The sequence below is a fragment of the Marinomonas sp. MED121 genome (genome assembly GCF_000153025.1).
GTDB lineage: Bacteria > Pseudomonadota > Gammaproteobacteria > Pseudomonadales > Marinomonadaceae > Marinomonas.
This window is the reverse complement of record NZ_CH672429.1, coordinates 854,105-880,508: the sequence shown is the minus strand read 5'-3', so window position 1 is coordinate 880,508 and position 26,404 is coordinate 854,105. Positions and strand designations below refer to the sequence as shown.

The 26,404-nt window shown below is 39.2% G+C and carries 30 protein-coding genes; 24 read left to right on the top strand and 6 right to left on the bottom strand.

The window, feature by feature from the left end; genetic code table 11:
- The first annotated feature begins 4 nt into the window (after positions 1-4).
- From bamB to MED121_RS03965, 3 genes are all read left to right on the top strand, one after another.
- Entirely contained in the window at positions 5-1,138 is a 1,134-nt protein-coding gene (gene bamB, locus MED121_RS03975; protein ID WP_009832322.1) for an outer membrane protein assembly factor BamB, read from the top strand.
- A 115-nt stretch (positions 1,139-1,253) separates the two neighbouring features.
- Positions 1,254-2,618, top strand: a complete 1,365-nt coding sequence (gene der / locus MED121_RS03970; RefSeq protein WP_009832321.1) for a ribosome biogenesis GTPase Der — start codon at positions 1,254-1,256, stop codon at positions 2,616-2,618.
- 184 nt (positions 2,619-2,802) lie between these two features.
- Positions 2,803-3,474, top strand: coding sequence for a hypothetical protein (locus tag MED121_RS03965; RefSeq protein WP_009832320.1), 672 nt, complete (start codon positions 2,803-2,805; stop codon positions 3,472-3,474).
- A gap of 202 nt (positions 3,475-3,676) precedes the next feature.
- Here MED121_RS03965 and MED121_RS24020 read toward each other — a convergent pair whose 3' ends face one another.
- The gene (locus MED121_RS24020; protein ID WP_083789355.1) at positions 3,677-3,835 is read right to left on the bottom strand and encodes a DUF2496 domain-containing protein; all 159 of its coding nucleotides are present in this window, start codon (positions 3,833-3,835) and stop codon (positions 3,677-3,679) included.
- A gap of 93 nt (positions 3,836-3,928) precedes the next feature.
- Here MED121_RS24020 and MED121_RS03960 point away from each other — a divergent pair, with 93 nt between their 5' ends.
- The 8 genes from MED121_RS03960 to MED121_RS03925 all read left to right on the top strand — a co-directional run bounded on the left by MED121_RS03960 (position 3,929) and on the right by MED121_RS03925 (position 7,369).
- Positions 3,929-4,579: a thiopurine S-methyltransferase gene (locus MED121_RS03960; protein ID WP_009832318.1), complete on the top strand. Its 651-nt coding sequence runs from the start codon at positions 3,929-3,931 to the stop codon at positions 4,577-4,579.
- 420 nt (positions 4,580-4,999) lie between these two features.
- Positions 5,000-5,242: a hypothetical protein gene (locus MED121_RS03955; RefSeq protein WP_036178672.1), complete on the top strand. Its 243-nt coding sequence runs from the start codon at positions 5,000-5,002 to the stop codon at positions 5,240-5,242.
- Between the two features lie 31 nt (positions 5,243-5,273).
- Positions 5,274-5,516, top strand: a complete 243-nt coding sequence (locus MED121_RS03950; protein WP_009832316.1) for a hypothetical protein — start codon at positions 5,274-5,276, stop codon at positions 5,514-5,516.
- A 20-nt stretch (positions 5,517-5,536) separates the two neighbouring features.
- Entirely contained in the window at positions 5,537-5,779 is a 243-nt protein-coding gene (locus tag MED121_RS03945) for a hypothetical protein (protein ID WP_009832315.1), read from the top strand.
- Between the two features lie 20 nt (positions 5,780-5,799).
- A complete protein-coding gene (locus tag MED121_RS03940) occupies positions 5,800-6,042 on the top strand; it encodes a hypothetical protein (RefSeq protein WP_009832314.1) in 243 nt (80 codons plus the stop codon).
- A gap of 20 nt (positions 6,043-6,062) precedes the next feature.
- Positions 6,063-6,326, top strand: a complete 264-nt coding sequence (locus MED121_RS03935) for a hypothetical protein (RefSeq protein ID WP_009832313.1) — start codon at positions 6,063-6,065, stop codon at positions 6,324-6,326.
- Positions 6,327-6,345: 19 nt separating this feature from the next.
- Positions 6,346-6,609, top strand: coding sequence for a hypothetical protein (locus MED121_RS03930; protein ID WP_009832312.1), 264 nt, complete (start codon positions 6,346-6,348; stop codon positions 6,607-6,609).
- Between the two features lie 502 nt (positions 6,610-7,111).
- On the top strand, positions 7,112-7,369 hold the full coding sequence (locus tag MED121_RS03925) for a hypothetical protein (protein ID WP_009832311.1): 258 nt from the start codon (positions 7,112-7,114) through the stop codon (positions 7,367-7,369).
- A 67-nt stretch (positions 7,370-7,436) separates the two neighbouring features.
- On the opposite strand, the gene MED121_RS03920 is transcribed toward MED121_RS03925, so the two are convergent.
- Both MED121_RS03920 and zntR read right to left on the bottom strand, forming a co-directional pair.
- Complete coding sequence (locus MED121_RS03920) at positions 7,437-8,621, bottom strand: SO_0444 family Cu/Zn efflux transporter (protein WP_009832310.1); 1,185 nt, start codon at positions 8,619-8,621, stop codon at positions 7,437-7,439.
- A 51-nt stretch (positions 8,622-8,672) separates the two neighbouring features.
- Positions 8,673-9,086, bottom strand: a complete 414-nt coding sequence (gene zntR / locus MED121_RS03915; protein ID WP_009832309.1) for a Zn(2+)-responsive transcriptional regulator — start codon at positions 9,084-9,086, stop codon at positions 8,673-8,675.
- Positions 9,087-9,382: 296 nt separating this feature from the next.
- Here zntR and MED121_RS03910 point away from each other — a divergent pair, with 296 nt between their 5' ends.
- The 9 genes from MED121_RS03910 (at position 9,383) to MED121_RS03870 (ending at position 18,407) form a co-directional block, all read left to right on the top strand.
- Positions 9,383-11,191, top strand: a complete 1,809-nt coding sequence (locus MED121_RS03910) for an ATP-binding protein (protein WP_009832308.1) — start codon at positions 9,383-9,385, stop codon at positions 11,189-11,191.
- 65 nt (positions 11,192-11,256) lie between these two features.
- Positions 11,257-12,588: a cobyrinate a,c-diamide synthase gene (locus MED121_RS03905; protein WP_009832307.1), complete on the top strand. Its 1,332-nt coding sequence runs from the start codon at positions 11,257-11,259 to the stop codon at positions 12,586-12,588.
- A gap of 6 nt (positions 12,589-12,594) precedes the next feature.
- Complete coding sequence (locus tag MED121_RS03900; protein ID WP_009832306.1) at positions 12,595-13,719, top strand: cobalt-precorrin-5B (C(1))-methyltransferase; 1,125 nt, start codon at positions 12,595-12,597, stop codon at positions 13,717-13,719.
- Entirely contained in the window at positions 13,716-14,483 is a 768-nt protein-coding gene (locus MED121_RS03895; protein ID WP_009832305.1) for a precorrin-6A/cobalt-precorrin-6A reductase, read from the top strand. The genes MED121_RS03900 and MED121_RS03895 overlap by 4 nt, the downstream gene beginning before the upstream one ends.
- Positions 14,484-14,498: 15 nt before the next feature.
- Positions 14,499-15,140: a precorrin-8X methylmutase gene (locus tag MED121_RS03890; protein ID WP_009832304.1), complete on the top strand. Its 642-nt coding sequence runs from the start codon at positions 14,499-14,501 to the stop codon at positions 15,138-15,140.
- Between the two features lie 49 nt (positions 15,141-15,189).
- A complete protein-coding gene (gene cbiE, locus MED121_RS03885; RefSeq protein ID WP_242603170.1) occupies positions 15,190-16,521 on the top strand; it encodes a precorrin-6y C5,15-methyltransferase (decarboxylating) subunit CbiE in 1,332 nt (443 codons plus the stop codon).
- 73 nt (positions 16,522-16,594) lie between these two features.
- Positions 16,595-17,377 (top strand): precorrin-2 C(20)-methyltransferase, encoded by a 783-nt coding sequence (cobI, locus tag MED121_RS03880; RefSeq protein ID WP_009832302.1) that lies wholly within the window; start codon positions 16,595-16,597, stop codon positions 17,375-17,377.
- On the top strand, positions 17,374-18,147 hold the full coding sequence (locus MED121_RS03875) for a cobalamin biosynthesis protein (protein ID WP_009832301.1): 774 nt from the start codon (positions 17,374-17,376) through the stop codon (positions 18,145-18,147). The genes cobI and MED121_RS03875 overlap by 4 nt, the downstream gene beginning before the upstream one ends.
- A gap of 23 nt (positions 18,148-18,170) precedes the next feature.
- Positions 18,171-18,407, top strand: coding sequence for a DUF2164 domain-containing protein (locus MED121_RS03870; protein WP_009832300.1), 237 nt, complete (start codon positions 18,171-18,173; stop codon positions 18,405-18,407).
- A 10-nt stretch (positions 18,408-18,417) separates the two neighbouring features.
- Here MED121_RS03870 and MED121_RS03865 read toward each other — a convergent pair whose 3' ends face one another.
- Complete coding sequence (locus tag MED121_RS03865; protein ID WP_009832299.1) at positions 18,418-19,638, bottom strand: MFS transporter; 1,221 nt, start codon at positions 19,636-19,638, stop codon at positions 18,418-18,420.
- Between the two features lie 96 nt (positions 19,639-19,734).
- On the opposite strand from MED121_RS03865, the gene MED121_RS03860 reads away from it, so the two are divergent.
- Entirely contained in the window at positions 19,735-20,631 is an 897-nt protein-coding gene (locus MED121_RS03860; RefSeq protein ID WP_009832298.1) for a LysR family transcriptional regulator, read from the top strand.
- Between the two features lie 119 nt (positions 20,632-20,750).
- Positions 20,751-21,650 (top strand): AraC family transcriptional regulator, encoded by a 900-nt coding sequence (locus tag MED121_RS03855; protein WP_050764524.1) that lies wholly within the window; start codon positions 20,751-20,753, stop codon positions 21,648-21,650.
- A gap of 106 nt (positions 21,651-21,756) precedes the next feature.
- On the opposite strand, the gene MED121_RS03850 is transcribed toward MED121_RS03855, so the two are convergent.
- The gene (locus tag MED121_RS03850; RefSeq protein ID WP_009832296.1) at positions 21,757-23,316 is read right to left on the bottom strand and encodes a PAS domain-containing methyl-accepting chemotaxis protein; all 1,560 of its coding nucleotides are present in this window, start codon (positions 23,314-23,316) and stop codon (positions 21,757-21,759) included.
- Positions 23,317-23,647: 331 nt separating this feature from the next.
- Between MED121_RS03850 and MED121_RS03845 the strand changes: the two genes are divergently transcribed.
- Positions 23,648-24,172: a DUF1439 domain-containing protein gene (locus tag MED121_RS03845; RefSeq protein WP_009832295.1), complete on the top strand. Its 525-nt coding sequence runs from the start codon at positions 23,648-23,650 to the stop codon at positions 24,170-24,172.
- 74 nt (positions 24,173-24,246) lie between these two features.
- Here MED121_RS03845 and MED121_RS03840 read toward each other — a convergent pair whose 3' ends face one another.
- Positions 24,247-24,957, bottom strand: a complete 711-nt coding sequence (locus MED121_RS03840; RefSeq protein WP_036178667.1) for a UTRA domain-containing protein — start codon at positions 24,955-24,957, stop codon at positions 24,247-24,249.
- Between the two features lie 327 nt (positions 24,958-25,284).
- Between MED121_RS03840 and phnW the strand changes: the two genes are divergently transcribed.
- A complete protein-coding gene (phnW, locus tag MED121_RS03835; protein WP_009832292.1) occupies positions 25,285-26,403 on the top strand; it encodes a 2-aminoethylphosphonate--pyruvate transaminase in 1,119 nt (372 codons plus the stop codon).
- Position 26,404 lies beyond the last annotated feature (1 nt).

The window sequence follows — 26,404 nt, the reverse complement described above, 5'->3', positions numbered from 1 at the left end:
ATTCGTGAAAAAGCTGTCTATTGTATTGGTTTTGTTTAGTGCTATTTTTTTACAGGCTTGCTCACAAGTTCGTCTCCCTTTAGCTGCACCTGAAAGCATGGAGAACCTTGTTGATTTAAGAACAAGCTGGCGACGTGGCGTGGACGGTGCTTTTGGTGAGTCTAGTGAAGGCTTTAATATCGTCCTTGAAGATAATGCTTTGTTTTTAGCCACTAAACGCGGTGTGATATATCAGTTAGATGCAACGGACGGTCATAGAATTAAGCGCACTCGCATTGAAACACCTCTTAGTGCAGGTTTAGCAAAAGGAGGCGATTTAGTTTATGTCTCTACCTATGAAGCTGAGCTGATAGCCGTTTCTTTGTCTCAAGATAAAGAAATTTGGCGAAAAACCCTTACCTCAGAAATTCTATCTGAGGTGGCTGTGGTAGCTGGAAAGCTTGCAGTGCAAACATCTGACGGTTGGTTAAGTGTATTAAATGCTAATACTGGTGAAACACTATGGCGAACAAAAGAGACAGTGCCAGCTTTATCGGTAAGAGGTACGAATGTTCCTGTTATCGCCAATGGCAAAGTCATGGCGGGTTTTGCTAATGGACAATTAAAAGCTTATAGCTTGCTTAACGGCAAACCTGCATGGTCATTTGAAGTGGGTAAGCCTGAAGGTAAATATGAAATTGAGCGACTTTCGGATCTTGATGGGCGTTTATTACTTTCTGGTGAAACCCTCTTTTCGACCGCTTATAATGGTACAATTAGTGCAATTAATATCAGCAATGGCGATGCTTTGTGGCAACGCAGCATTCCAAGTGCGCTATCAACCGCTATCATAGATGATCTTGTGATTGTGATTGATCAAGATAGCAAGATATATGCGTTAAATGCTAAGTCTGGCAACCTCGTTTGGGAGCAAGATAAACTGCTTGATAGAGATCTCAATTCGCCTGTTGTGTTTAACGAGTATATTGCAACGGTTGATCGAGGTGGCTATGTACATCTGCTTGATAAAGACTCAGGTGAGATCATTGCTTATAAATTGGCAGATGAAAACTTACCAGTAGGCAGTCGTATGGTGTCTAATGGTGAACAATTGTTTATACTTACGCCAAATGAACATGTAACCGCTTTGACTTTCTAATTAAGTTTGTTGCGAAAGCTCTTGCTTCCTCTTTGATAAAGTCGAATAAGGTTTTTTAAGTGGCTAGTGTCTTCATATGAGATGCTAGCCACTTTGTATTTATAAAGGTAAAAAAATGATTCCAGTTATTGCATTGGTTGGTAGACCCAATGTTGGTAAATCCACTCTGTTTAACCAATTAACCCGTTCTCGAGATGCGCTTGTTGCTGATTATCCCGGTCTAACTCGTGATCGTAAATATGGGGATGGTCGTATTGGTGAACATGAATTTATTGTTATTGATACTGGCGGTATCAGTGGTGATGAAATGGGGATTGATGAAAAGATGGCTCGTCAGTCCTTACTTGCGATTGAAGAGGCAGATACCGTTCTTTTCCTTGTGGATGGACGCCATGGTCTAAACCCAGCTGATGAAATGATCGCCAATCATTTACGCCGTTCTAATAAACCCACTTTTATGGTGGTAAATAAGACAGATGGTATTAATGAAGACGTTGCCTTAGCGGACTTTTACAGCATAGGTTTAGGAGACCTTCATCCTATTGCTGCATCCCATGGTAAAGGTGTACATAAACTCATTGATATCTGCATGTTACCTTTTGCAGAGCAGGTTCAAGAAGCGAAAGGTCAGATTGATATTGAGTCAAAAGGGACGCGTATTGGTGTGATAGGTCGACCTAATGTGGGTAAATCTACTCTGGTTAACCGTATGCTAGGTGAAGACCGTGTCGTTGTTTATGATATGCCTGGTACGACTCGTGACAGTGTTTATATCCCCTATATCCGTAATGAGAAAGAATACACCTTAATTGATACTGCAGGTGTTCGTCGTCGTAAACACATTAAAGAAGCGGTTGAGAAGTTCTCCATTGTTAAAACGTTAAAAGCCATTCAAGATGCTAACGTTGTGATTGTTGTGATTGACGGTCATGAAGACTTGGTTGAACAAGATTTGCATATGATAGGGTATGTAATCGATGCAGGACGCGGCCTTGTTATTGCTGTGAATAAATGGGATGGACTTGATCAGTATTCTAAAGAGCGAATTAAAACAGAAGTTGAGCGTCGTTTAGGGTTTGTTCCTTATGCTAAAGTGCATTATATCTCAGCGCTTCACGGTACGGCTGTTGGTAACTTGTACGATACCATTGATGAGACCTATGAGTCTTGTTATGCAAAATGGTCTACTAACCGTCTAACGCGCATCATGGAAGACATTATCAGTGAGCATCAGCCTCCGCTTGTAAGAGGGCGAAGGATCAAGTTACGTTATGCTCACCAAGGTGGCTCTAACCCGCCTAGAATCGTTATTCACGGTAACCAAGTCGATGCCTTACCAGGTAGTTATAAAAAATACTTAGAGAATAAGTTTCGCCAAGTGCTTAATATCACAGGCACACCTATTACTTTTGAGTTTAAGAGTTCTGAAAACCCTTATGCCCCTAAAAAACATTGGCGTACCGGTACTGGTAAAGGCTAATTGAAGCTTTAAAATAAGTTAGCAATTCTATTACTGATATACCTTCTTAAAAGCAGCTAATTTATAGCTGCTTTTTTTATATGCGCTTTTATGTCATTAAAATAGCAATTTTTTAACATTTTGATTGTCTAGCATAAATGTTATTTCTATCTACTCAATTTTTGAACGGATGGGAATAACGCTCATGGTGCTATCTAACACCATAAATAAAGGAGCCATAAATCGATACTTTCCTCTGGCGTCAGATGTCTCGACTCCTGATTATGTTAGCTTTGAGTATCCGTTAAATCATGGCAAAAGATTGGGTGTCATTCGACTTAATCCGTTTAGTTTAACTAGGCTTACTGCTATTAATAGTTTAAGGCAGCAGCTAATCGCTTGGAAAAAAGAAACTAGGCTTCTTGCCATATGGTTTGAATACGATCAAACAAGTAGCAGAGGCTTGTTTGCGTTTGACTTTGTGAATGATGCATTAGGCAAGCAAAATCAAATGAAGCTTTCCCTTAAAAGGCTAATTGATTGTATCCAGGATGATTCAAAGTTAACCCTATTTTGGCAAGAGAAAGGAGCAAACAAGCAGGTTGTTAGCTTGATTGAAAATGCTCATCTTCGTCTTGGTACTTCTACTAAGCCCCCACTTAATAAGAGATTTGTGAGTAACCCGTTTCAACCATCTCTTTTGCGAAAGACGTGTCTGTCTCAGGCGTATTTACCTGAAGAGTATCAAGTCACTTGTAAAAGGCATCTTTTCCTTGAACGGCTTTCCAATTATCCATGGAACGATGAGTCCTGTAAAAACCTTGAGCTAAACCTAAAAAAGTTAATAATGGGCTTTTCTGCTAAGGCATCTAACTGACTATTTTAAAAATAAGAGGTTAAGAGGTTAAGAGGTTAAGAGGTTAAGAGCTTAAGAGACTAGTGATAAGCCTATCTCGTGGGAATTTGAATGATCTCTCTTGCACTTTAATCGTAGAGGGAATTTGTTACTGAATCCTTGGCTGTGCTTTTTAGAACTGTGTCTATGTGTGACAGGGAAGTGCTTTAAAGTCTAACCTTATTTAATCTAATCCTTCTTTTTGAGCGAGCTTAGCTTTGTAGTCATCTAATACTATTTTTAAGGCCTTAATCGCTGTTTTTTCATCTATCTGATTCTCTTCTAAGATCTCGATTAAATCGACAGCTAATTTTATATGTTTTGGGGCATTATCTAAGGGCATTTTGGGCTCATTAACGTTTGATTTTAATTTAGTGGAATATACCATAGTGACCATCAAGGATTAAAAAAATCATGTTTGGATTAGGGTATAGGTTTGCAAAATAATAAATTTTGGATAGAAAAGTGGCAGACAGGACAGATTGGTTTTCATCTAGAGGAGGTGAATCCGCTGTTAATTGAGTTTTGGCCTAAACTTGCTCAAGGTAAGACGGTTCTAGTGCCTTTATGTGGAAAAAGTAAAGACCTTGTTTGGTTAGCTCAACAAGGCTTAAAGGTTGTTGGTGTAGAGCTTTCTGAGGTCGCTATTAAAGATTTTTTTAAGGAGAATCGGTTAACTTACAATCGAGCGCTTGAAAACGGAGTGATGTATTATCAAGCAAAAGAGCTAAGTATTCTGCTTGTTCAGCAAGACTTCTTTGAATTTAAGCAATCGGATTTTGATGCTTGTTATGATAGGGCTGCCTTAGTTGCTTTCCCTGCAAATATGAGAGTTGCTTATAGCCAGCATCTCAAGAGAAGGCTAAAGCCAGATGCTATAATTTTATTAGTAACCCTTGATTATGCTTATCAGGATCAAAATAAACTGGCGCAGAGCCCACCTTTTAATGTGTGTGATGAGGAAGTGGCAAATTATTGGCCTTCACAGCTTAGCCCTGTGTTTGAGCAAAGCCTATATGAACTAAATTCGAAATATGCAGCTAAAGGCTATCAATTCTTTGATGAAAAAGTCTGGCTGATAGGCTGAAGATAATAAAAATTGACCCTATTACCCATGCATAAATCTGAGCCTTCACTAAGGTCTGCTTTTTCAGTTACTTCAATTGTGCAAGATGTCATGTGGTTTTCATCTTCTTCATGACATTAAGCTATTAGCGATGCTATTTATGTCATAAAAACAGGCAGTATTTCTCCTAAATAAAGGCTAAACCAAGCCTATTCATCAACATTTCGTACATATTTTCAATTCTCTCCTATCTATGTGCATATTCATCATAATATGTGCACATTTATCAAATTTAGCACCAAGATTTGCCAAATTCGTAAACACGAGGGAAGCGTCTTAAATGCTATTTTAATTATTTTTTTAAACGCTATTATATCTCTCATCGAACGACAACTTACTTTTTAAATAAAGTGTTTAACAAAATTAAATAGGAATATGAAAATGAAAAAAATTATCTCTTCAACTTTAGCAGTAGTAGCATTTGGTTTAGCAGCAAACTCAGTTCTTGCAAGTGATTATGCTGATGAAGTAAAAGATATTCAAAGAAGTGTATCTGCTATTAAAAAGCAATTGGATCTTCAAGATGTTCAATATAATGAAATTAAAATTGAAAATGGTTTAAATCGCTCTCAAAAAGTTAAAGCACTAGAGCTTAAGTATGACTATTTAAGAAATCAACTTTAATAATATATTAATTTAAATATAGGTGATTAAAATGAAAAAAATTATTTATCCAGCTTTGGCTTTATTAACTTTTGGTTTAGCTACAAATAATGTATTAGCAAGTGATTATGCTGATGAAGTAAGAGATGCTGAAAGAAGCGTGACAGCTATTGAAAAACATCTTGATAGTTTAAATATTCAATATAACTCTATTGAAATAGAAAGCGGCTTAAACAGATCTCAGGAAGTCAGGGCTTTAGAAGCTAAGTACGACTATTTACAGAATCAAATCTAAAAATATTAAAGGTGAATGTTATGAATAAAATTATATCCTCAACATTAGCAATAGTCGCACTTAGTGTGTCTGCTAACAGTGCAATGGCAACTGATTATGCTGATGAAGTAAGAGATGCTGAAAGAAGTGTAACAGCTATTGAAAAACATCTTAATAGTTTAAATGTTCAATATAACACTATTGAAATAGAAAATGGTTTGAACAGGTCTCAAGAAGTTAGAGCTTTAGAAGCTAAGTACGACTATTTACAGAATCAAATCTAAAAATATTAAAGGTGAATGTTATGAATAAAATTATATCCTCAACATTAGCAATAGTCGCACTTGGTGTGTCTGCTAACAGTGCAATAGCAAGTGATTATGCTGATGAAGTAAGAGATGCTGAAAGAAGTGTAGCAGCTATTGAAAAACATCTTGATAGTTTAAATGTTCAATATAACACTATTGAAATAGGAAATGGTTTAAACAGGTCTCAAGAAGTTAGAGCTTTAGAAGCTAAGTACGACTATTTACAGAATCAAATTTAAAAATATTAAAGGTGAATATTATGAATAAAATTATATCCTCAACATTGGCTCTAGTCGCACTTGGGGTGTCTGCTAACAGTGTATTAGCAAGTGATTATGCTGATGAAGTAGAAGATATTCGTTTGAGTGTATCTGCACTAGAAAGGCAATTAGAAGTAATGGATGTTGATTATAACCTAATTGAAATTAAGGCAGGTTTAAACCGTTCTCAAGAAGTGAAAGCATTAGAGAGTAAGTACTCTTCTTTGCAAGAAATCTTCAATAATGTTCATAACGCTAATTAAAATTTAAGGTATTTGAAACATGAAAAAGATAGTTTTTAGTAGTTTTACCATAGCGGCGATATCTCTCACTACTACATTAGCTTTAGCTAGTGATTATGCTGATGAAGTAAAGGATATTGAGCGAAGTATCTCTGCTATTGAAAAACAACTCGATAGTATGGATGTTAATTATAACTCTAATAACCTTGAGTTTGGTTTAAATAGATCTCAGAAAGTGCGAGAGTTAGAGTCTAAGTATGAGTCTTTACAGACGATATTTAATAATAACTATGTTGCATATTGATATGGGGTGCTTAAGGAAAGCTAAGTTTACTTATTAAACTTAGCTTCTTTGCTTTTTAAATAAAACTCTCAAACTCTCAAACTCTCAAACTCTCAAGCTCTCAAACGCTCAAACGCTCAAACGCTCAAACTCTCAAACTCTCAAACTCTCAAACTCTCAAACTCTCAAACTCTCAAACTCTCAAACTCTCAAACTCTCAAACTCTCAAACTCTCAAACTCTCAAACTCTCAAACTCTCAAACTCTCAAACTCTCAAACTCTCAAACTCTCAAACTCTCAAACTCTCAAACTCTCAAACTCTCAAACTCTCAAACTCTCAAACTCTCAAACTGTTAATTTATGAAAAGTATCTATTAGTATTAATAGCGTATGTTTAATTGTTGCTTAATGTTCATGATTTATAAAATATTGTAAATAACAAGAAAGCGCTTTTCTTATAAACAAAACTTAAGCTTAAGAGTATATAATATGTTTAATTATTAAGGCTTAAGGAGGCTCTGTAATGAATTTTAATATGCTAGGGCTTTTAAGCCTGATAATGATAAGTTTTTTCTCATTTAACGCACAAGCTAAATCATCCACAGAAAAAGAAATGTATGATTTAAGGGTTGATATTAGCGTTATGGAAAAAAAGCTACATTCAATGGGGATAGATGTAAATATTAATGAAGTGCCAAAATATGGATCTCAATATTTACAAGACCATGCTTTGAGGTCAAAGCAAAACAAGCTTAGAAAAATGATAGAAAATCTCGATTAGGCGATTGGTTATAAAAAAGCTATATTATAACAATATAGCTTTTAAGAATTGGCCGATAAATATTTGGTTAATTTGCTAAGCTAGGTCTTAGCAAAGGAATTCGCTTTCTCAACTCATTTAGCATCAGGCTAGCCAATATTATCCCAGTTAAATAAGTTAAGGATTCAGGTAGAAGCTGATGTTCCATGCCAACTAGTGGTACAACATCAAATTTAAATACTGCTACGAGGTAATCCGTTAGCCAGCCAAAAAAGAGTGCTCCCCCTAATACTCCTGATAAGTATCCAATTAAAGAACGTTTACCAAGTTCTTTATACACAACACCTAATGTTGCAATGTTAGTAGCGGGTCCTGCCATCATAAATACCAGTACTGCTCCTGGTGATATTCCACTTAATAGTAATGCGGCGGCAATGGGTGTTGATGCCGTTGCACAGATATACATAGGAATGGATATAAGCACCATAATTAGCATAGCGAAAATACCACTGCCCCAAGTTTCTAAAAAGCTAGCAGGTAGGTAAGTTTGAATGAGCGCCGCAAAAAATAGCCCTATCATTAACCAAATACTTATATCCTTGACTAGGTTTGTACTAGAAAACTTAAGGCCAGAGATGAGTTTTTGGTTAAAACTGAGCGGCTGCTCATGGTTTGCTCTTTTATCGGATGAACTTAACTTACTTGATGGATTGTTTTCAATTGCTACTTTGTTTGTGCTACAGCAGCTAGAAGTAGCTTCCTGTGCTTGCTTTTGAATAACGGCATCTTTAGTCGAACAACAGCTACTGGTTTCAACCTTTGACTTACAGTTTGGCTGGTTTGTTGTTTCTGTGGAAGCAAGGGGAGGTAATTCTTCTTTATCACGACCAACCAATAAGCCTGCAACTACGGCGCTTGAAATGGCTGCAATAGGTCGAATAACTGCCATAAACGGGCCTAACATGGCGTATGATACTGAAATAGAGTCAATGCCTGTTTCTGGCGTAGAGACTAAAAATGACGTCGTGGCTGATTTAGATGCGCCAGCTCGTCTTAAGCCAATGGCTGCAGGGATGACACCACAAGAACATAAAGGAAGGGGGGCACCTAAAAGTGCTGCTTTAAAAATGGGCTTACTACCTTTTCCCCCTAATTGCTTTTGCATCCAGCTCATAGGTACAAAACTTTTTAAAACGCCAGCTAATATAAGCCCAAGTAGCAGCCATGGTGCTGAATCTAAAAAGAGTGCGATAAAATTTTCAACTAATAACATGCTAAAGTCCTATTTAAATAATGATCAGCAAATACATCCTGTTAATGCTGTTTAATGTGGTTTTTTGGGGGTGGCCAGTGCTTCTAAAATTGTGCAATGAAGTGCACTTTCAGAACCGCCACAGCAGGCGTCAGACAAGCTTTGTAAAGAAGACTCTAAGCGCTCTAGTTCAGCTAGCTTTTCTTTTACTTGAGCCAATTTATCATCGACTAATTGTTTAGCATCGCCGCAAGTGCGGTTTGATTTATCTAAATTAATAGAAAGTAAGTCAGCAATTTCTTTGAGGCTAAAGCCGACAGATTTTGATGTCAGGATAAATTCAAGTCGGTTTTTGTCAGCTTGGGTGTAAAGTCTATAACCTGCCCCTGATCGCTTTGAGGCTTGAAAGAGACCATTCTTTTCATAGAACCTTAGGGTATCAGCACTGATATTACATAAGTCTGCTAGTTCACCAATTTTAAACATAGTGATTACTCCATGTAGTCAAGATTAATATCAGTATAAACCCTAGACTAAGATCTAAGGTCAATAAGCTCGTTAAATTAAATGCAGTTTGATTTAAGAGTGTCAGTTTTTCGATGATATGCGGGCTTAACCTGCTAATTTTTCACTTTAACCTGAATGAAATATTGAATAGGCCTCTATTTGAAGAAATTTCTAGGATTAGCCTAAAGCCAAAATTGACAAGTTTTCCTTGCCTATATATGGTCTCTTCACTGGCTTAATTTAGCCTGTGGTTTTCAATTTAACTGGGCTAATACATGACCTCTTTTTTACACCTAGAATTCCCTTTTACTGCCGTTGCAGGCCAAGAAAACTTTAAATTAGCCCTGACTCTTGCGGCGATTAACCCTTTGTTAGGTGGAGTGCTTGTCAGTGGACCAAGAGGGTGCGCTAAGTCGACTTTAGCAAGAGGGCTTGCTCATGTATTACCCGATCCTGAGGCACCTTTTGCAACCCTACCATTAGGGGCCAGCGAAGATCGCCTACTAGGAACGCTTGATTTAGATAAGGTACTAAAAAGTAAAGAGGTTGCTTTTCATCCCGGCCTATTAAGTAAGGCCCATGGTGGAGTGCTCTATGTGGATGAGGTCAATTTATTAGCAGACAATTTAGTTGATCAACTTTTAGATGTGGCGGCAAGCGGTGTTAATCGGGTTGAGCGTGATGGCATTAGTCATGAACATGCGGCTAAATTTATACTTGTCGGCACTATGAATCCTGATGAAGGTGAGCTCAGACCCCAGCTTCAAGACAGGTTTGGCCTGATGGTTGAACTAGCAAATAACTATAGTTTGGATGAGCGTATTCAAATTGTTAAATTAAGAGATGAGTTTGATCAAAATGCACAAGCTTTCTGTGATAAATATAGAGTTAAGCAGAAGAACCTTAGGCAAAGTATTGAGATTGCTCAGCAAAAATTACCCCACATTGAGTGCAGTGATGAAATACGATTATTAATTGCTAAAGCCTGTTTTCAAGCAAATGTTGATGGGGTGAGAGCGGATATAGTCTGGTTAAGAGCAGCAATGGCATATACTGCTTGGCGAGGTGGGAAAGCGGTTACTCGTGCTGATTTAGATATGGTTGCAGAGTTAGTATTAGCCCATAGACGACAGGCCGACTCTTCGCCACCTGATTCAGGTAACTCGACAAATCAGCAGGAGAGTAAAAGCCCAAACCAGGCACAAACACAAACACAAACTAATAATAGACGGCCTGAAAGCTCAAAATCTCAAGGCGCTCATAACCCTCACAGCCAAGCAGAACAAGGTCATCAAGGAAAAACGGATAGCGAAGATAAGGACACTCCTCAAGCAGATGATGACGATTGGGGCAGCATGCCAGCTCAATCTCAAGCTTTAGATAAGAGTATTCAGTTTGAATCACAGACACGGGTAAAAGTTAACAAGGTTTTTTCGACGCCGTTTGCACTGCAAGACTTTTTCGTCAGCAAAGGTGAAAATGCCCAGGGAAGAAGTCAAACTAAAAGCACACTGAGTAAATCTGTAAATTGGCATCAAACAATCACTCAATCAATTGATACAGAAGGCTTTCAATGGCCCCCTGAAAAGTTGCATCGGCATAGAGCAAAAACGGGCCAAAGTATACTGCATCTTATTTTGCTTGATTGTTCGGCTTCAATGTTAGGTCACGCTGTTTTTGCTAAAGCAAAGGGCGCTATTTTAGATATTACGCAACAGGCTTATTTAAAACGAGAACAAATCGCCATGTTTATCTTTGGTAATAATGAAGTAAAACAAATACAAGCAAAGGTAAGAGCCCCAAAAGATATGAGCGAATTCTTGAATAATATTCAAGCCGGTGGTGGCACACCATTTCGAGATGGCTTATTGCAGGTCGCTACTTGGTTAACCCGCTATTATAAGCAATCCCCAACGAGTCAGAGCCATACTTATATTTTTACCGATGGGCGCACTCAAGCGGATGTCACTGATATCGAGCTAAAGGGGAACTGCAGCCTTATTGATATCGAAGCCAGTGTGATCAAAAGAGGCAAAGCACAGCAACTTGCTCAAGCAATAAATGCTGATTATTTTACAATTTAAATGAATAAGCCACTTTCTAAGACAGGCTTAGGGTTAATATTAAACATATTTTGGGATGGTTTTGAGTGAATGACCAAGTGAAAGAGAGTATTTCTTGCCCTGCATTATTTTTATCTGCACCTGCATCTAATCAAGGTAAAACAACCATTACAGCGGCACTTGCGAGGTACTTTTCTAAGCAAGGTAAAAAGGTGCATGTGTTTAAAACTGGACCAGACTACCTAGACCCTCAAATCTTAGCTCAAGCATCAGGTAATGCGGTTGAGCAGCTTGATATTTGGATGGCGGGTGATGCTTATTGCCAACAAAAATTTTATGAGGCGGCTAAGCTTGCTGATCTTATTTTAGTTGAAGGGGCCATGGGCATGTTTGATGGTGAGCCATCAAGCGCCGATCTTGCCGCTCGTTTTAATATCCCGCTTGCTATCGTAATGGATGTCAAAGGTATGGCGCAAACGGCTGCGGCCCTTGCATCCGGTATGGCTAATTTTCGTGATGATATAGAAATAGCCGGCTTAATTGCTAACCGTTGTGGTAGTGAACGTCATGCTCAGCTAATTAGAGATGCTCTGCCAGAAACGCTGCCTTTGCTCGCTAGTTTAAAACGTGATGAGGACATTGTTTTACCCGAGCGTCACCTTGGTTTAGTGCAAGCAAATGAAGTAAAGGGGGAGCTTGAGCAAAGGTTTGAGGCGGCTGTAGATTGGTTAATGCAATCAAGTGATAATCAGCTTTTAGATTTGCCTAAGCCAGTTAGCTTTTTCCCCGCTGAGTTAGACACTCATGAAGAGCATCTGGGGCTATTAAAAGGGAAAACCATTGCTGTGGCCTCAGATGCTGCCTTTAGTTTTATTTATGATGCTAACCTTAAATGTTTAACTGAAATGGGAGCTGAAATATGCTTTTTCTCCCCATTAAAAGATAACGTCTTACCGGCAGCGGATGCACTTTGGTTACCTGGAGGGTATCCTGAACTTCATACTCAAGCATTGGCAGAAAATCTTGCTATCAAGCAAGAAATTCAAGATTTTTTTGCCCAAGGAAAAGGTATTTTAGCTGAGTGTGGTGGTTTGCTTTATAGCTTAGAAACCCTGACAGATTTAAAGAATGATACTTACCCTATGCTAGGTATTTTAGCCGGTGATGGCGCTATGCGAGGTAAGCGAGGCTGCCAAGGTATGCAAACGGCGATACTACCTCAAGGTGAAATCAGGGCCCATGCGCACCACAGGTCTCGAAGTAATAACACACCAGAACCTATTAGTTTTGGTCGCCGTCAAAGACATCCAGCCCCGGGTGAAGCGATTTATCAAGAACAAGGCTTAACAGCCAGTTATTTACATCTATTTTTTCCGTCTAATCCGGTGGCTGTCGCGGCCATTTTTAATCGAGCTTAATCACCCATGTGGCCAGAAAGTAGCGAAGAGGTTAAGCCTTTGAAAACAGGGCTAACGACGGGATGTTGTGCAACCGCCTGTTGTGTCGCTGGGGCCCAAGCTTTGTTATCTCAGTCTGAAAACCTTGCTCGAAAAGTAGAGGTTAGCTTGCCGAAAGGGCAAGTGGTGAGCTTAGACATACTTGCTTATCAAGAGATTAGTGGGGGGATAAGAGTTAGCACGATCAAAGATGCCGGAGATGATCCTGATGCTACCCATGGAGCGACTGTCTTTGTTGAACTGATACTGACAACATCCGAGGGGGTTACATTTGAAGCAGCCGAAGGCGTCGGGACAGTAACAAAAACAGGTCTAGTGCTAGAGATTGGCGAACCTGCTATTAACCCTGTACCAAGAAAAATGATGCTTGAGCATTTGTTAAAATTGGCTCAAGAAACTGCTTATCTAGGCGGCTTTTTAGTTCGAGTAGGGATAATAAACGGTGAAGAAATCGCGTTAAAAACCATGAACCCGAGGTTGGGTATAATGGGCGGATTATCTATTTTAGGTACCACGGGTATTGTTAGGCCTTTTTCGTGTGCTGCTTATATAGCTTCTATTCATCAAGGGATAGATGTGGCAAGGGCCAATGCTTTTACTCATCTTGCTGCTACCACAGGTAATGCCAGCGAAGAAGCGATAAAAGCTCATTATCAGCTACAAGAAACAGCACTCATTGAGATGGGGGATTTTGTTGGTGCCGTTTTAAAGCATATACGTAAACTAGAAAAGCGTGATCAAACATTATTGAAATTAAGTATCTGTGGTGGTTTTGGTAAATTGACAAAACTTGCCAATGGTCATATGGATTTAAATAGTCGTGTTTCAAGTATCGACTTTGATCAGCTGGCGCAAATAGCGGCTGACCAGGGGGCTTCTCAAGCGTTACTGTCAGACATTAAGGGTGCGAATACGAGTATTCAGGCTTTGACCCTGTGCAATGATGCCGGTATTGACCTTGCGCTTTCTATTTGTCAAAAAGCGCTTATCTTTTGTCGACAATACATACCTGCTCATATTGAGCTTGAGATATGGGCCATTAACCGCAAAGGAGAGTTTGTTGCCATGGCGCAGGAGCCAGCAAAAAAATGAAAATACTTTTGTTGGGTGGCACCGCTGATGCGAGGCGTTTATGTGACAATCTCATTCAGCAAAAATTTGATGTGACTTATAGTATTGCAGGTTTAGTGAGAACGCCGACATTAGATTGCCCTGTTTTAGTGGGGGGCTTTCGAAAATTGGGAGGGTTAACTGAGTATTTATCTAGGAACCAAGTAGATTTAGTCTTGGATGTTACTCACCCTTATGCAAAAAAAATGAGTGATCAAGCCGTCTTATCTGGTCAAGCGCTTGGGGTGCCTGTTTGGCGTTTTCATCGACCTGCTTGGGAAAGAAGCAATCAGGATCAATGGCACTGTTATCATGATTTTGAACAGTTAGTAAAAATGCTCGAAAACTATAAACGCCCTTTATTAAGTGCAGGCCAATTTAGCTTAGAAGAGTTAACGCGTATTAATGCACTGGCAAATATCGAGCATATTGTGCTGCGTACAGCGGTAAAGCCTAAATTTTCCTATGAGAGACTGGCTAAACTTCATTGGTTAAAGGCAATTGGGCCTTTTTTTTACCAAGATGAAAGTTTATTGATTCAAACGCAAGATATTGATGTTATTGTAAGTAAAAATAGTGGTGGTAGTGCAACATCGGCAAAACTGCAAGTAGCTAACCGCCTTATGTTAGCCGTTCTTATGCTAGAAAGACCTAACTTAATGGGACCCGATAAGTTATTTAATTCACTCGATGAGTGTTTTGCAGCAATAAAAAAATACAGCCATTCCCAATCTAAGTTGGGATAATACGGAACATGATTTTTGAAATTTGAATACGAATTAAATCCGCAGGCGATTGAAAAGGACAGTTTTCGTCAAATTAGGTCTTTGACAGAGTTAGAGGCATTTAGCCTAGATGAACAGCAGGTCGTTATGCGTGTTGTTCATAGCATTGGACTACTAGAAGCGGCTGAACACGTTCGCTTCAGCCAGAATGCATGTCAGTCAGGCCGACAAGCTTTAGCGCAAGATGCCCCGATTTTATGTGATGTTGAAATGGTTAAGCAAGGCATCACAAAACGCATGATTAACCATGAACCCTTGTGTTTTTTAAATCATGAAAGCACCCCTGTCATAGCTAAGCAAAAAGGCGAAACTCGCTCTATGGCCGCATTAGAATTATGGCGACCATATTTGCAGGGCAGTATCGTGGTGATAGGTAATGCGCCTACCGCTTTATATCGACTGATGGAAATGATTAAGCAAGGTGCAGCTAAACCTGCATTAATCATTGCAATGCCAGTGGGTTTTGTAGGGGCTGCTGAATCAAAACAGGCTTTATGGGATTGCCATAAAGCGTTGAATGTAGAATGTATTACTCTGCTGTCTCGAATCGGAGGGAGTGCGGTTTCGTCAGCCAGCTGTAATGCTTTATTAAGATGTAATATTGGTGAGTACTACTAATGCCGGTTGTAACATTTAAAGTTAGTGTGTATTTACAATGGAGTGGAAAGTGCCAGAATTAACCTTATCTGAAATAAGCACAGAAGAATCAACAATCAATGATTTGTTAATTCATGTGGTGGGATTAGGCGTTAAAGAAAACGTTAAATTAGATCAAGTTACTCAAGATGTTTTAGAACAAGCGGATTGTGTCATGGGCTCTCAGCGTCAGTTAGACACGTTAAGTGCCTATCTTGGTCAGTCTAAAAATGCTCAAGAAACTGATTATTGCCAGCTTTTACCCAGCCTTAATGATTTAAAAGCTAAGTTTGATTCTTTTAAGCAAAGAGGTAAGAACAAGATTGTCTTACTTGCCTCTGGTGATCCATTGTTTTTTGGCATAGGTGGTTGGCTAACACGCAATTTTGCCGCTAGCCAGTTACGCTTTACACCTGCAGTATCAAGTGTCCAAGCCGCTTGTCATAAACTGGGTATCTCACTTCAGGATGCTAATGTAATCAGTGTTCATGGTCGTCCTGTTGAAAGTATTAGACGTCATTTACAGTCCAATAAAACCCTTGTTTTATTAACCGATGCCAAAAGTACCCCGCAGGTATTAGCGAAAGAGTGTGCCGATGCTGGACTGGGTTTATCTAAAGTACATGTGTGTGAAGCTATAGGTTATGAACAAGAAAAACTCAGTCACTTTATTGCAGATGAGCTAGTTGAACAAAAAGAGTTAGCTTTTGATGCGCTTAATGTGGTGGTCATAGAAACCTCTAGCCAAACTAGCTTTTTCCCTGAGTTTCCTGGTATCGAAGATGAAAAATTCATCACAGATAAAGGTGAGGGGAAAGGCATGATTACCAAACGAGATGTCCGCTTATCTGTTTTATCTCTGTTGCAAATCTGTGACACAGATACTGTGTGGGATATTGGTGCCGGTTGTGGTGGTGTTTCCGTCGAAATGAGTTATTGGCATGAAAAAGCGAATGTTTATGCAATTGAACATCATTTAGGACGCCAAGAATGTCTGTCGGCCAATAGAAACCGATTTGGTGTTATGGCTAACCTTAACTTGGTTTCAGGGAGAGCGCCTGAATCCTTATTAGCATTACCAAACCCAAATAAGGTCTTTGTTGGAGGAAGTGATGGTAATTTAAGTCTGATTTTATCCCAAGTCTGGCAAAAACTTGAAGCGGGTGGTGTATTGGTTGCCAGTGCGGTCACTGAAAATACTAAATTTGCTTTGCAATCCTTTATGCAAACCAGAGTGGCTGAAAATGATGCCCTGTATGAATCTAAACAATTAGCACAGTCTAAATTAGATTTACTTGCTGGACAGCAGCTATATCGACCGAGTTTACCCGTTACCCTGTTTAAATTTGAGAAGCTTAGCTAGTTTAAATAGAGGTTATATTTTATGCCCATACCTTTAATCGGGGTGGGCTTGTTTTCTAAGTGAAGCGAAAAACATGCCTTCAGCCTTTACCTCAAAAAGTATCCAAGCCACTGCTATGACCCAAGAACGAGGACGTTTTATTGGGGTCGGAGTAGGGCCTGGTGATCCAGAGTTACTCACACTCAAGGCATTACGCCTCATTCAGCATGCGCAAGTTGTGAGTTATTTAGCAAATGATGAAGGCCAATCTCAGGCTTTTAATATTGCCCGTGAAGCTTTTGATTTAGTGTCTATTGAACAAGAGTACATAGAAATTCAAATGCCTATGTCTTTAGATAGACGTCTTGCTAATCAAGCATATGATTTAGGTGCAAAAAGCATTGAAAGGGTATTATCTGAAGGTAAAGATGTCATTTTTTTATGCGAAGGGGATCCTTTGTTTTTTGGCTCTTTTGCCTATTTATTAGAACGACTAAATACTCATTCTGAGTGTTTATCCGTACCTGGGATTTCCTCAGTGCATGCTGCTTCTTCGACATTAGTGCATCCACTCACCATGTTAAAAGAGTCTTTTACTATAGTCAGTGGTCGTCATTCTCAAGAGCAACTAACCTCAGTTTTAGCAGGTCATGATACTGTTGTCATCATGAAAGCAGGTAAAGCTCGATCTAAAATATTGACGTCTTTAACAGAAAGTGGGCGTATGAAAGATGCAAAGTATCTTGAGTACATAGGGCGAGAAAATCAAAAACTAGTGACTGATGTGAGCTTGCTTAAAGATGAGACTGGGCCTTATTTTTCACTTTTTTTAATTACTCGAAGTGAAGATGAAAGGTATAAGGATAGCCACTCATGATTCAAATTTTTGCTTTAACTGAACTTGGATTAGCACTAGCGCAAAAGCTAAAACAGGTATTGCCTGGGGATGATATTGAGGTTCATTTTAAAGCTAAACCCTTTGCCGAAAAGGTGCAAAACGCCTTTCAAGGGGGCGATAGACTTATCTTTATCTGTGCCACTGGCATAGTGATGCGAACACTTGCACCTGTCTTGGAGGATAAGCATCAAGACCCACCTGTTTTAGTGCTTGATGAAATGGGTAAGTTTGTTATCCCATTACTATCTGGCCATGAGGGAGGAGCAAACGATTGGGCGCATCAGGTTTCATGCTTGCTTAAATCTCAATTAGTGATTACCACTGCATCCCCTTATTTACAGCCATTTTATACTCTAGGTATGGGGTGCGAGAGAGATTGCTCTTTAGTATATCTTGAAGAACTAATGCTAGAAAGTTTGACTCAGGCAGGTTTGTCTATTGAGCAAATTGATAGCATTAACAGTATCGATATTAAGGCAGATGAGGTGAATCTCATTGCCCTAGCCAAAAAATATAATAAGCCTTTTAAGACTTGGAGTATTGACGAATTAAGTCCTATGAAGCGTTTATTAAGTACGCATTCTGATTATGTTTTTAATACGGTGGGTGTCTATGGTGTCGCTGAGTCAGCAAGTTTAGTGGCGTGTCAAAAGCAAACCAATACTGAACCTGAGCTTGTTTTGCCTAAACAAAAAAATGCCAAAGCAACGTGTGCTATTGCCAGAAGTTTTCCGCCAAAAGATACATAAAAACAATTGCTAAAGGGATCCCTATGTCAAAATTTAGTTTTACTCAGGCTGAAAAAGATAACTTAATACCTAAGCTTAAACAGTATATGTCAGCAGAATTTGAATTAGACCTTGGTGGTTTTGAAGCTGAATTTTTATTAGATTTTATCGCCAAAGAGTTTGGTTCTAGCTTTTATAACAAGGGCCTTCAAGATGCCCAAGCGGTTGTGCTTGAGCGTATGGAAGTGATCAATGAAGAGATCTACGCTTTAGAAAAGTAGTGTCAGCTTGCTAAATCAGCTTGATACTCTTGTGCTGATCAGTGGCTAAATGTGCTTTAAATAAAGACAAATCCAATAACAAGATGATGAATAAGACGAAAAGAGAAGCCATTACAACCCCGTTCCAGCCATAAGCCTGCCAAAATGGATCAAGGTAAAAGCTACCAAAACTTGCCCCCATATAATAGAAGGTCAAATAGAGTGCGCTCGCACTGGCATTCGCTTTTACTTTTGACTGGCTCGCCTGTTTACTGACCCAAGCACTCGCAGTGGAGTGAGTTAGAAAAAAGCCAAAACTATTCATTGTTAAGCCAAAAATGATGGCAAATAAGCTTAACTCTAGAGTGATCAGAGAGCCTAATATTAATAGGCTTGTGCCTAGCATCATACAGCTTGGTTGAGAGTATTTAAGTGCGAGCTTGCCTGATAAAGAAGAGGCAAATGTGCCTGCTAAATAAGTTAAAAAGAGCATGCCAATTAACTTACTTGTGAGTGAGTAAGGTGCAGCCTCTAGGACAAAAGTGATATAGCTGTATTGATTGATAAAAATAAAGAAACTCAAACCACCAATGAAATAAGCGATTACAAGCGCTTTGTTTGTCAGGTGATGTTTAAAGTTACTTAAGACTGTTTTTATATTTAACGTTTTTGCAGAAAAGTGCTGAGAGTTAGGCAGTAAATAGGCAAAACTAATGAGACAGAGACTTGAGATACCTGCCATGATGAAAAAGGTATTGCTTAAGCCTTGCCATTCACCTAAAAACCCCCCTATTAATCGACCACCAATACCACCTAAAGAGTTTCCCGCAATATATAGGCCCACCGCAATTATCATGGCATCAGATTGATATTCTTCAGCTAAATAGGCAATTGCTATGGCTGGTAGACCCGCCAAAAAGAACCCCTGCAATCCTCTTAATATTAATAGGTCTTGATAGTGAGTCACTAACGCTAAGGCAAGGGTGGTGATAGTAATGCCTAGCATGGTCACCAAGATTAACCACTTTCTGCCTAAGGCATCTGAAAGTGGGCCAAATATCAGTAAAGAAAAACCAAGAATGAAGGTGGTAATGGTAAAGCTTGCATTTGCTTCTAGGGTAGAGATAGCGAACTTGCTCGCTATCATTGGCAACAAAGGCTGAGTCACATAGACATTGGCAAATACCATAAAAGAGCCAATCAGTAGTGCTAGGTTTGCGCGCCAAAAAGTTTTGCTGCCTGTCTGTATCACAGTCGTTACTCTATTGTGTCTAAGATAAATTGACTATACGCAGAGATTTAAAATCAATAAAATTCATATTAATGATCAAATCTATAAGGATTATTGATGGAAATTAAACAACTTAGGTATTTTCTAACGGTGGCCGATCAACTGAGCTTCACTAAAGCTGCTAAGTCTTTAGGTGTCGCGCAGCCTGCTATTAGTATGTCAATTCAAAAGTTAGAGCAGGACCTCGCTTTGACCTTATTGCATCGTGCTGATCGTAAAGTGAGTTTGACCGATGAAGGCAGAGCGCTTTATCAGTATGCACAAAGAATTATTCAGACCCATGATGATGCCGAGCTTGAAATGAGCGAACGTAGGGGCCTAGTAAAGGGGGATGTCCGCATTGGTATTTCAAGCATGTTGGGCTCCTATTACTTTCCCCCCATATTAATGGCTTTCAAACATCAATATCCCATGCTTAATTTAGAAGTAATTGAAGGGGGAACCTCAGACCTTCAGTATAAGATAGAAAAGGGAGACATAGATCTTGGCGTAGTGGTCGCTGAAGACGTGCCGGACTCTTTAGAAATGCGTTCGATATTAACCGAAGAAATGTTAGTCACTGTCGATGAAACGCATGCTTTTACTGAGCTAGATAAAGTCACGCCAGCACAGTTTTTTGCAGAAGAATTAGTCATGTTTAAACAAGGTTACTTCCATCGAAAAGCCGTTGATAGATTAGCAAAAGAGACAGGGGCGAGCCTTAATATTGGCTTTGAAACGAACCTTCTCCCGTTAATAAAATCTATTATTAAGCAAGGTTTTGGTATTTCTACCTTACTTGCCATGGTGACTCAGGATGATGATGCGCTCATCACTCGCCCCTTTGATCCCCCTATTTTTTTAGACCTTAATATTGCTTGGCGAAAACATGGTTATTTATCTCATGCCAATAAGGCGTTTTTGGAATTTTTATTGGCCTACACGCAAACAAAAACACAAAAACAGTCTAAATAGGTGGCTAACTAATGTATTAAGAAATTAAGGTTTATTAAGGTTTTAAGAAATTGAGCAAGATTTGCTAAATGCGCTATTGCTAGACTGAACTGGCTGAAACACACGAGGGGATGGAGATTATGGCAAGCTGTAAATTAGGTTACGAGTCACGCTTACAAAAGTTGATTGATTATATTTATGATCACTTGAATGAGCCATTGGACCTTATGACCATGGCAGACGTCGCAGGTATCTCTCAATACCATTTGCATCGGATTTATACCAGTATATATGGTGAGAGTATTAGTAACATGATTAAGCGATTACGCCTGCATAAAGCCGCAGGAAATTTGATCAATACGGATATGAGTATTAATCAAGCGGCCAGTTTATCGGGTTATCGTCATCTTCAGTCCTTTACCCGTGCTTTTAGTGCCGAGTTTGGAACACCTCCAGCCAGTTTTCGCCAACAAAGGCGCAACTTAGGAGCAGAGCCAATGACCTTATTAACGCCATATAAAGTGGCAAGGGAGAAGCGCAATATGCAAGATGCGAATGTAAACTCAACTTTTTCAGTCAGTATTTCACAACTTGATACGCCAATACATATGGTGGTTTATCCTCATCAAGGAAGCTATATGAATATTGGACAGGCTTTTGAAAAACTATCTGGTTGGGCAGGAATGCGCCAATTATTTGATCAGACAACTCGAATGATGGCGGTCTATTTTCATGACCCTGATAATACGCCAGAAGCAGAGTTAAGGTCTTTAGCGGGCATTACACTAACACCAGAAAAAGTACCGAATCTTGAAGCACCATTAGAGCACTATGATATTCAATCTGGTAACTATGCGGTGCTGCGATATAAAGGGCCTTATGCCGATATGCATCGAGCTTATAAATGGTTTTTTGGTACTTGGTTAGCAGAATCTGGTTATGAAGTGGCTGATCAACCGCCATTTGAAGAGTATTTAAACGACCCAAGACAGGTCGCCCCAAACGACTTATTAACCGATATATACATGCCATTAAAATAAGTGAATAGCTGGTATCTTAATTTTTGAAAGATACCGTTAGAATTGAAAAGCGAAACGTTGATTAAGGGTTTCGCTTTTTGATTCATGTCATCGATTTGAAAAAGGGTTAAGCAAGGCGTCGAAACTGCTTAACGAGTCTATCTTGCTCATTCAATTGATTGTTTAGTCCATTACACTCATTCACCGTTTCATTTGCTAACGATGCCGAGCTATTACAGACATCATTGATAAACTGAATATTTTTATCCATTTCGCCAGAAACTTGAACCAGCTCTTTAATCGCTGTGGCAATTTGCCCATTTTGATTAGATATTCCTTTAACTTGTTCTGATGATGCTCTTAATTTATCCCCTGTACGCTCTGCGCTATCAACACAAATATCAGCTTGTTTGTTACCTTCAGCCATAGCGGAGACTGCGTTTGCTGTCGCTCCTTGAATTTGAGTGATGACCTCTTGTATTTCTTTTGTTGAATCTTGGCTTCGTTTAGCTAATTCGCGTACTTCATCTGCTACAACCGCAAAACCTCGCCCCTGTTCTCCTGCTCTGGCGGCTTCAATTGCAGCGTTTAAAGCCAATAGGTTTGTTTGTTCAGCAACCCCTTCAATAACACTTAATACTTCATTAATGGTTCTGCCGTGCTCTTCAAGTTGGCCAATCACCTGTGATGCATTATTTAATTGGCCTGCTAAGTTTTGAATGGCACTCACGGTTTCACTGACAGCCTGTAAACCATCTGTTGTCGCAGTATTGGCTTGTTTGGCAGCATCAGATGTCGTAATTGCATTGTCTAAAATATCGTTGGCAGTGGTGTTCATTTGGCTGACTGCGGTTGCAACTAATTCTGTTTCTTTTATTTGTTGATTTAAATTATCTGCTGTCTCACTGCCATTTTTACTGGATATTTCAGCGGATGCTCCTAGTTGAATGTTTGAATCTTGAATCCTACCAACAATCGCATTCACTTCGAATTGACGCATTTTCATTGCCAATTTAATTTCGGATATATCATTAACCTTATTGTTATAAATAAGCTCCATCAGAGGATTATCGAATACTTTACGCGCATCTTGGCTCAAGGCTTCTAAGGGGCGAGTTAGCCAAAAAATACTGGCGATACTGGAGCAGAACAAAAAAGCAAGCGCAGCGATTGGTGAAACAGTTTGTAGAAAGAAAGCGACGATAAGACAAGGTATTAATGTGAGCACTGCTCTTTGCCATAAACGGGTACGTGGGAGCTTTAGTTGAAGTGGCATTTTGCCTGCGCGTATTTGAGCATAAAGCTTTTCAGCATTGTCTACATGTTTTCTTTTTGGGGTCAGTCTGACAGATTGGTATTCTTTGGTTTTTCCATCTTGAATAATAGGAGATGCGAATGCATCAACCCAATAATGATCGCCGTTCTTGCATCTATTTTTAACTAACCCCATCCAAGACTTTTGTGCTTTAAGATGATCCCACATGTCTTTAAATGCTTCTTTTGGCATATCAGGGTGGCGAACAAGGTTATGTGGTTGCCCTAGAAGTTCTTCTTCAGTAAAGCCTGATAGGCTCACAAAATCTTTACTGACATGGGTTATATGGCTCGAAGGGGTGACGATAGACAAGATATTATAATCTTCAGGGTAACTGACTTCTTTACCTGTAACGGGCTCATTTACTCTCATAATTCTCTCTGCTATTTCATCAAGTGTCGGTTTAAGCGAGTAAGAGCCACTCCCATTTAAGCGTCATTTACTTGCCTTATGATGTATCAATCGCTTGTTATTCGTTGTGTTGCACAAAAGGATAGATTTTAGAGTAAATCAATGTTTTATTTGTGACTTAAATCATTTTAGGCCCTGTTTAAAAGAACTTCCAATCATGCAATTTAGCTTGTTTAAAGCAACACTATTTTGACAAAAAAACATTACATTTTTTAGCAAAGCTAAGATTCACTTAATCTAACTTTGGTAAACTATCTAAAACAAATTTGCTAAAACAGACTTGGAATTTTTTATGAAACTCATCATCACGCTTATCATAGTGTTAAGCACTAATTTGGCTAACGCTTTTTCTTATACTCATAGCTTTACTGAGGCAGAACTACAGCAACAAATTGAAAAGGTTATGCCGATTGTTAAACAGAAATACTTTTTAACAATGACATTATCAAACCCGCAAATTGATTTGATTGAAGGGGCTAACGAGATTGGGCTTAAATCAAACATTAATGTGGATGCGCCAGGTGGCATGGGGGGAGCGGGTCAGGCTCATATCGTGGGTCAACTTGAGTATAATCAGGCTGAGGGCGCTTTCTATTTTAAAAATGCTCGTTTAGTCGATTTAACACTTGATGGTGTCTCACCTGAGTTGCTCCCCGAGATAAAAAAGGCAGCGCAATCAGGGTTAACTAGGAGTCTGTCGAAAAGGCCTGTTTATGTTTTAAAAGACTCGGATGTAAAGCAGAAAATTGCCAAGTCGACCTTACAATCTATCATGGTGAAGAATCAAGAATTAGAAATTACTTTTGGCATTTTGTAATAAATAGAAGTTTAAAAGAGGGCACTTTTGCGTTTAAGTGACCTTCTTTTGACCTGCTAATGGCATCCGTTTTGTTAATCTTCTTGGGTAAGGGTGGCGACGGATTGAATGTTGATGGCATCATGGCGCCAATATTCTAAATCACAGTCGATTAAACGACCATTTTGGTCATGATTGACTCTTTCAACAAGCATAGCTGGGCTACCGGATGTGGCTCTTAGTGCCTGTGCTATATCCCCTTGTAATGAGCTTGTACGAATATGATAACGGGTTTGACTATAGAGAACCTTGTAATCTTCTTTATAAGTATGTGTCAGTGATTCAATAAAGTTCTTTTCTTCTAATCTTGGAAAATACTCAGCTATGACATAATTAATGGTCACAGCCACGGGTCTTTCATCTAAAAAGCGCAACCTTTCAAATTTAAATACTTTAGTAAAAGCTTCAACACCTAATAACTTGGCGGCATTTCGTGGGCAAGGTATTAACTGAGAACTTAATAATTCAGACCTTGGTTCTCTACCTGCTTTAAGTGCCATGGTTTTAAAGTTATCAGTATTGGTTGGGTTATAGGAAAGAGGTGAAGGAGAAACAAACCAACCGCGTCTATCTTCACGAAAAACTTTGCCATCAGACTCTAATAAGGATAGGGCTTCTCTCAAGGTTATTCGGCTAGTATCAAAAGCTTCTGCTAGTTTTCTTTCTGCTGGGAATTTGCTTCCCGGGGTGAGCAATCCTGCCTCAATTTGTTCGTTAATGGATTCCATTATTTTTAGATATTGCAAGCAGCGTTTCCTGTCAGATCGGGAGTGATGTGTCTCAGAATAATAACAAAGCCGACTTGCTAACTGAAGGGCTTGTATCTAGCTGGCGTGTTATCAATTATATAAGTTGGTTTGGTATTTACCAGAAAAAATATTAATCGCTAAATTTATTGAAATACTCACTGATTAACTAAAAACCAATCAAGATAGTGAAACTTCTGATTTTTTAACATAAAACGCCAATTTCAATCGGGTTTTTTGAAGAGAATTTTCATCTAAGGCTTTACATAAAACCTTAAAGACCATTATCATCTAAAAAATCTGGTATATACCAAATGGAGTTTTTAGATGCGAAATCTCGAAAATCAATATTTACTACTCACCCCAGGCCCGTTAACGACGACCAAAACTGTTCGTGAAGCCATGTTACAAGACTGGTGTACTTGGGATGATGAATACAATTTGGACATAGTGCAGGTCATACGATCTAACCTGGTTTCATTGGCGGTGTCAGCGCCAAATAGAGAGCAATATACGGCGACCTTGATGCAAGGAAGTGGTACTGCCTCGGTGGAAGCAACGATTGGTACTATAATACCAGAAGACGGCAAATTGCTGGTGGTTAATAATGGTGCTTATGGCGCACGTATGGCTGAAATCGCAGCTTATTTAAAGCTAGATTGCCATGTGCTTGAGCTAGGCGAAATGACTATGCCAAGCGCCGCCATGATAGATGAAATCTTGCAGCAGGATAGTCAGATTACCCATGTTGCCATGGTGCATTGTGAAACAACTACAGGCATGTTAAATCCTGTTACAAGCGTCTGTGAGATAGTCAAAAAGCATGACAAGGTCATGATTTTAGACGCCATGTCTAGCTTTGGTGGTATTCCCCTTGATATGTCTGAATTAGGCATAGATTTTCTTATTAGCTCTGCCAATAAATGTATCCAAGGTGTACCAGGTTTTGGTTTTGTAATTGCCAATAAAAAGCAGTTAGAAGCCTGCCAAGGCCAAGCTCGATCACTCTCATTAGATCTTTACCAGCAATGGTTATGTATGGAAACGAACAAGGGGAAGTGGCGCTTTACCTCCCCTACTCACACCGTGAGAGCCTTTGCTCAAGCTATGCTAGAACTAGAGGAAGAGGGTGGTGTTAAGGCCAGATATCAGCGTTATTCACAAAACCAAAAAACCTTGGTTGAAGGCATGCAAGGCTTAGGTTTTAAGTGCCTATTAGACGAGAGTCTACATTCGCCAATTATTACCTCTTTTTACTCCCCAAAAGAGCAAGGTTACAAGTTCAAAGATTTTTATAATGCATTGAAAAAACAGGGCTTTGTTATTTATCCAGGCAAGGTATCTGATGCGGACTGTTTTAGAATTGGCAATATCGGGGATGTGCATCCTAAGGATATTGAGCGTCTTATTTTAGCCATTAGCAATGCTATGTACTGGTTGAAATAGA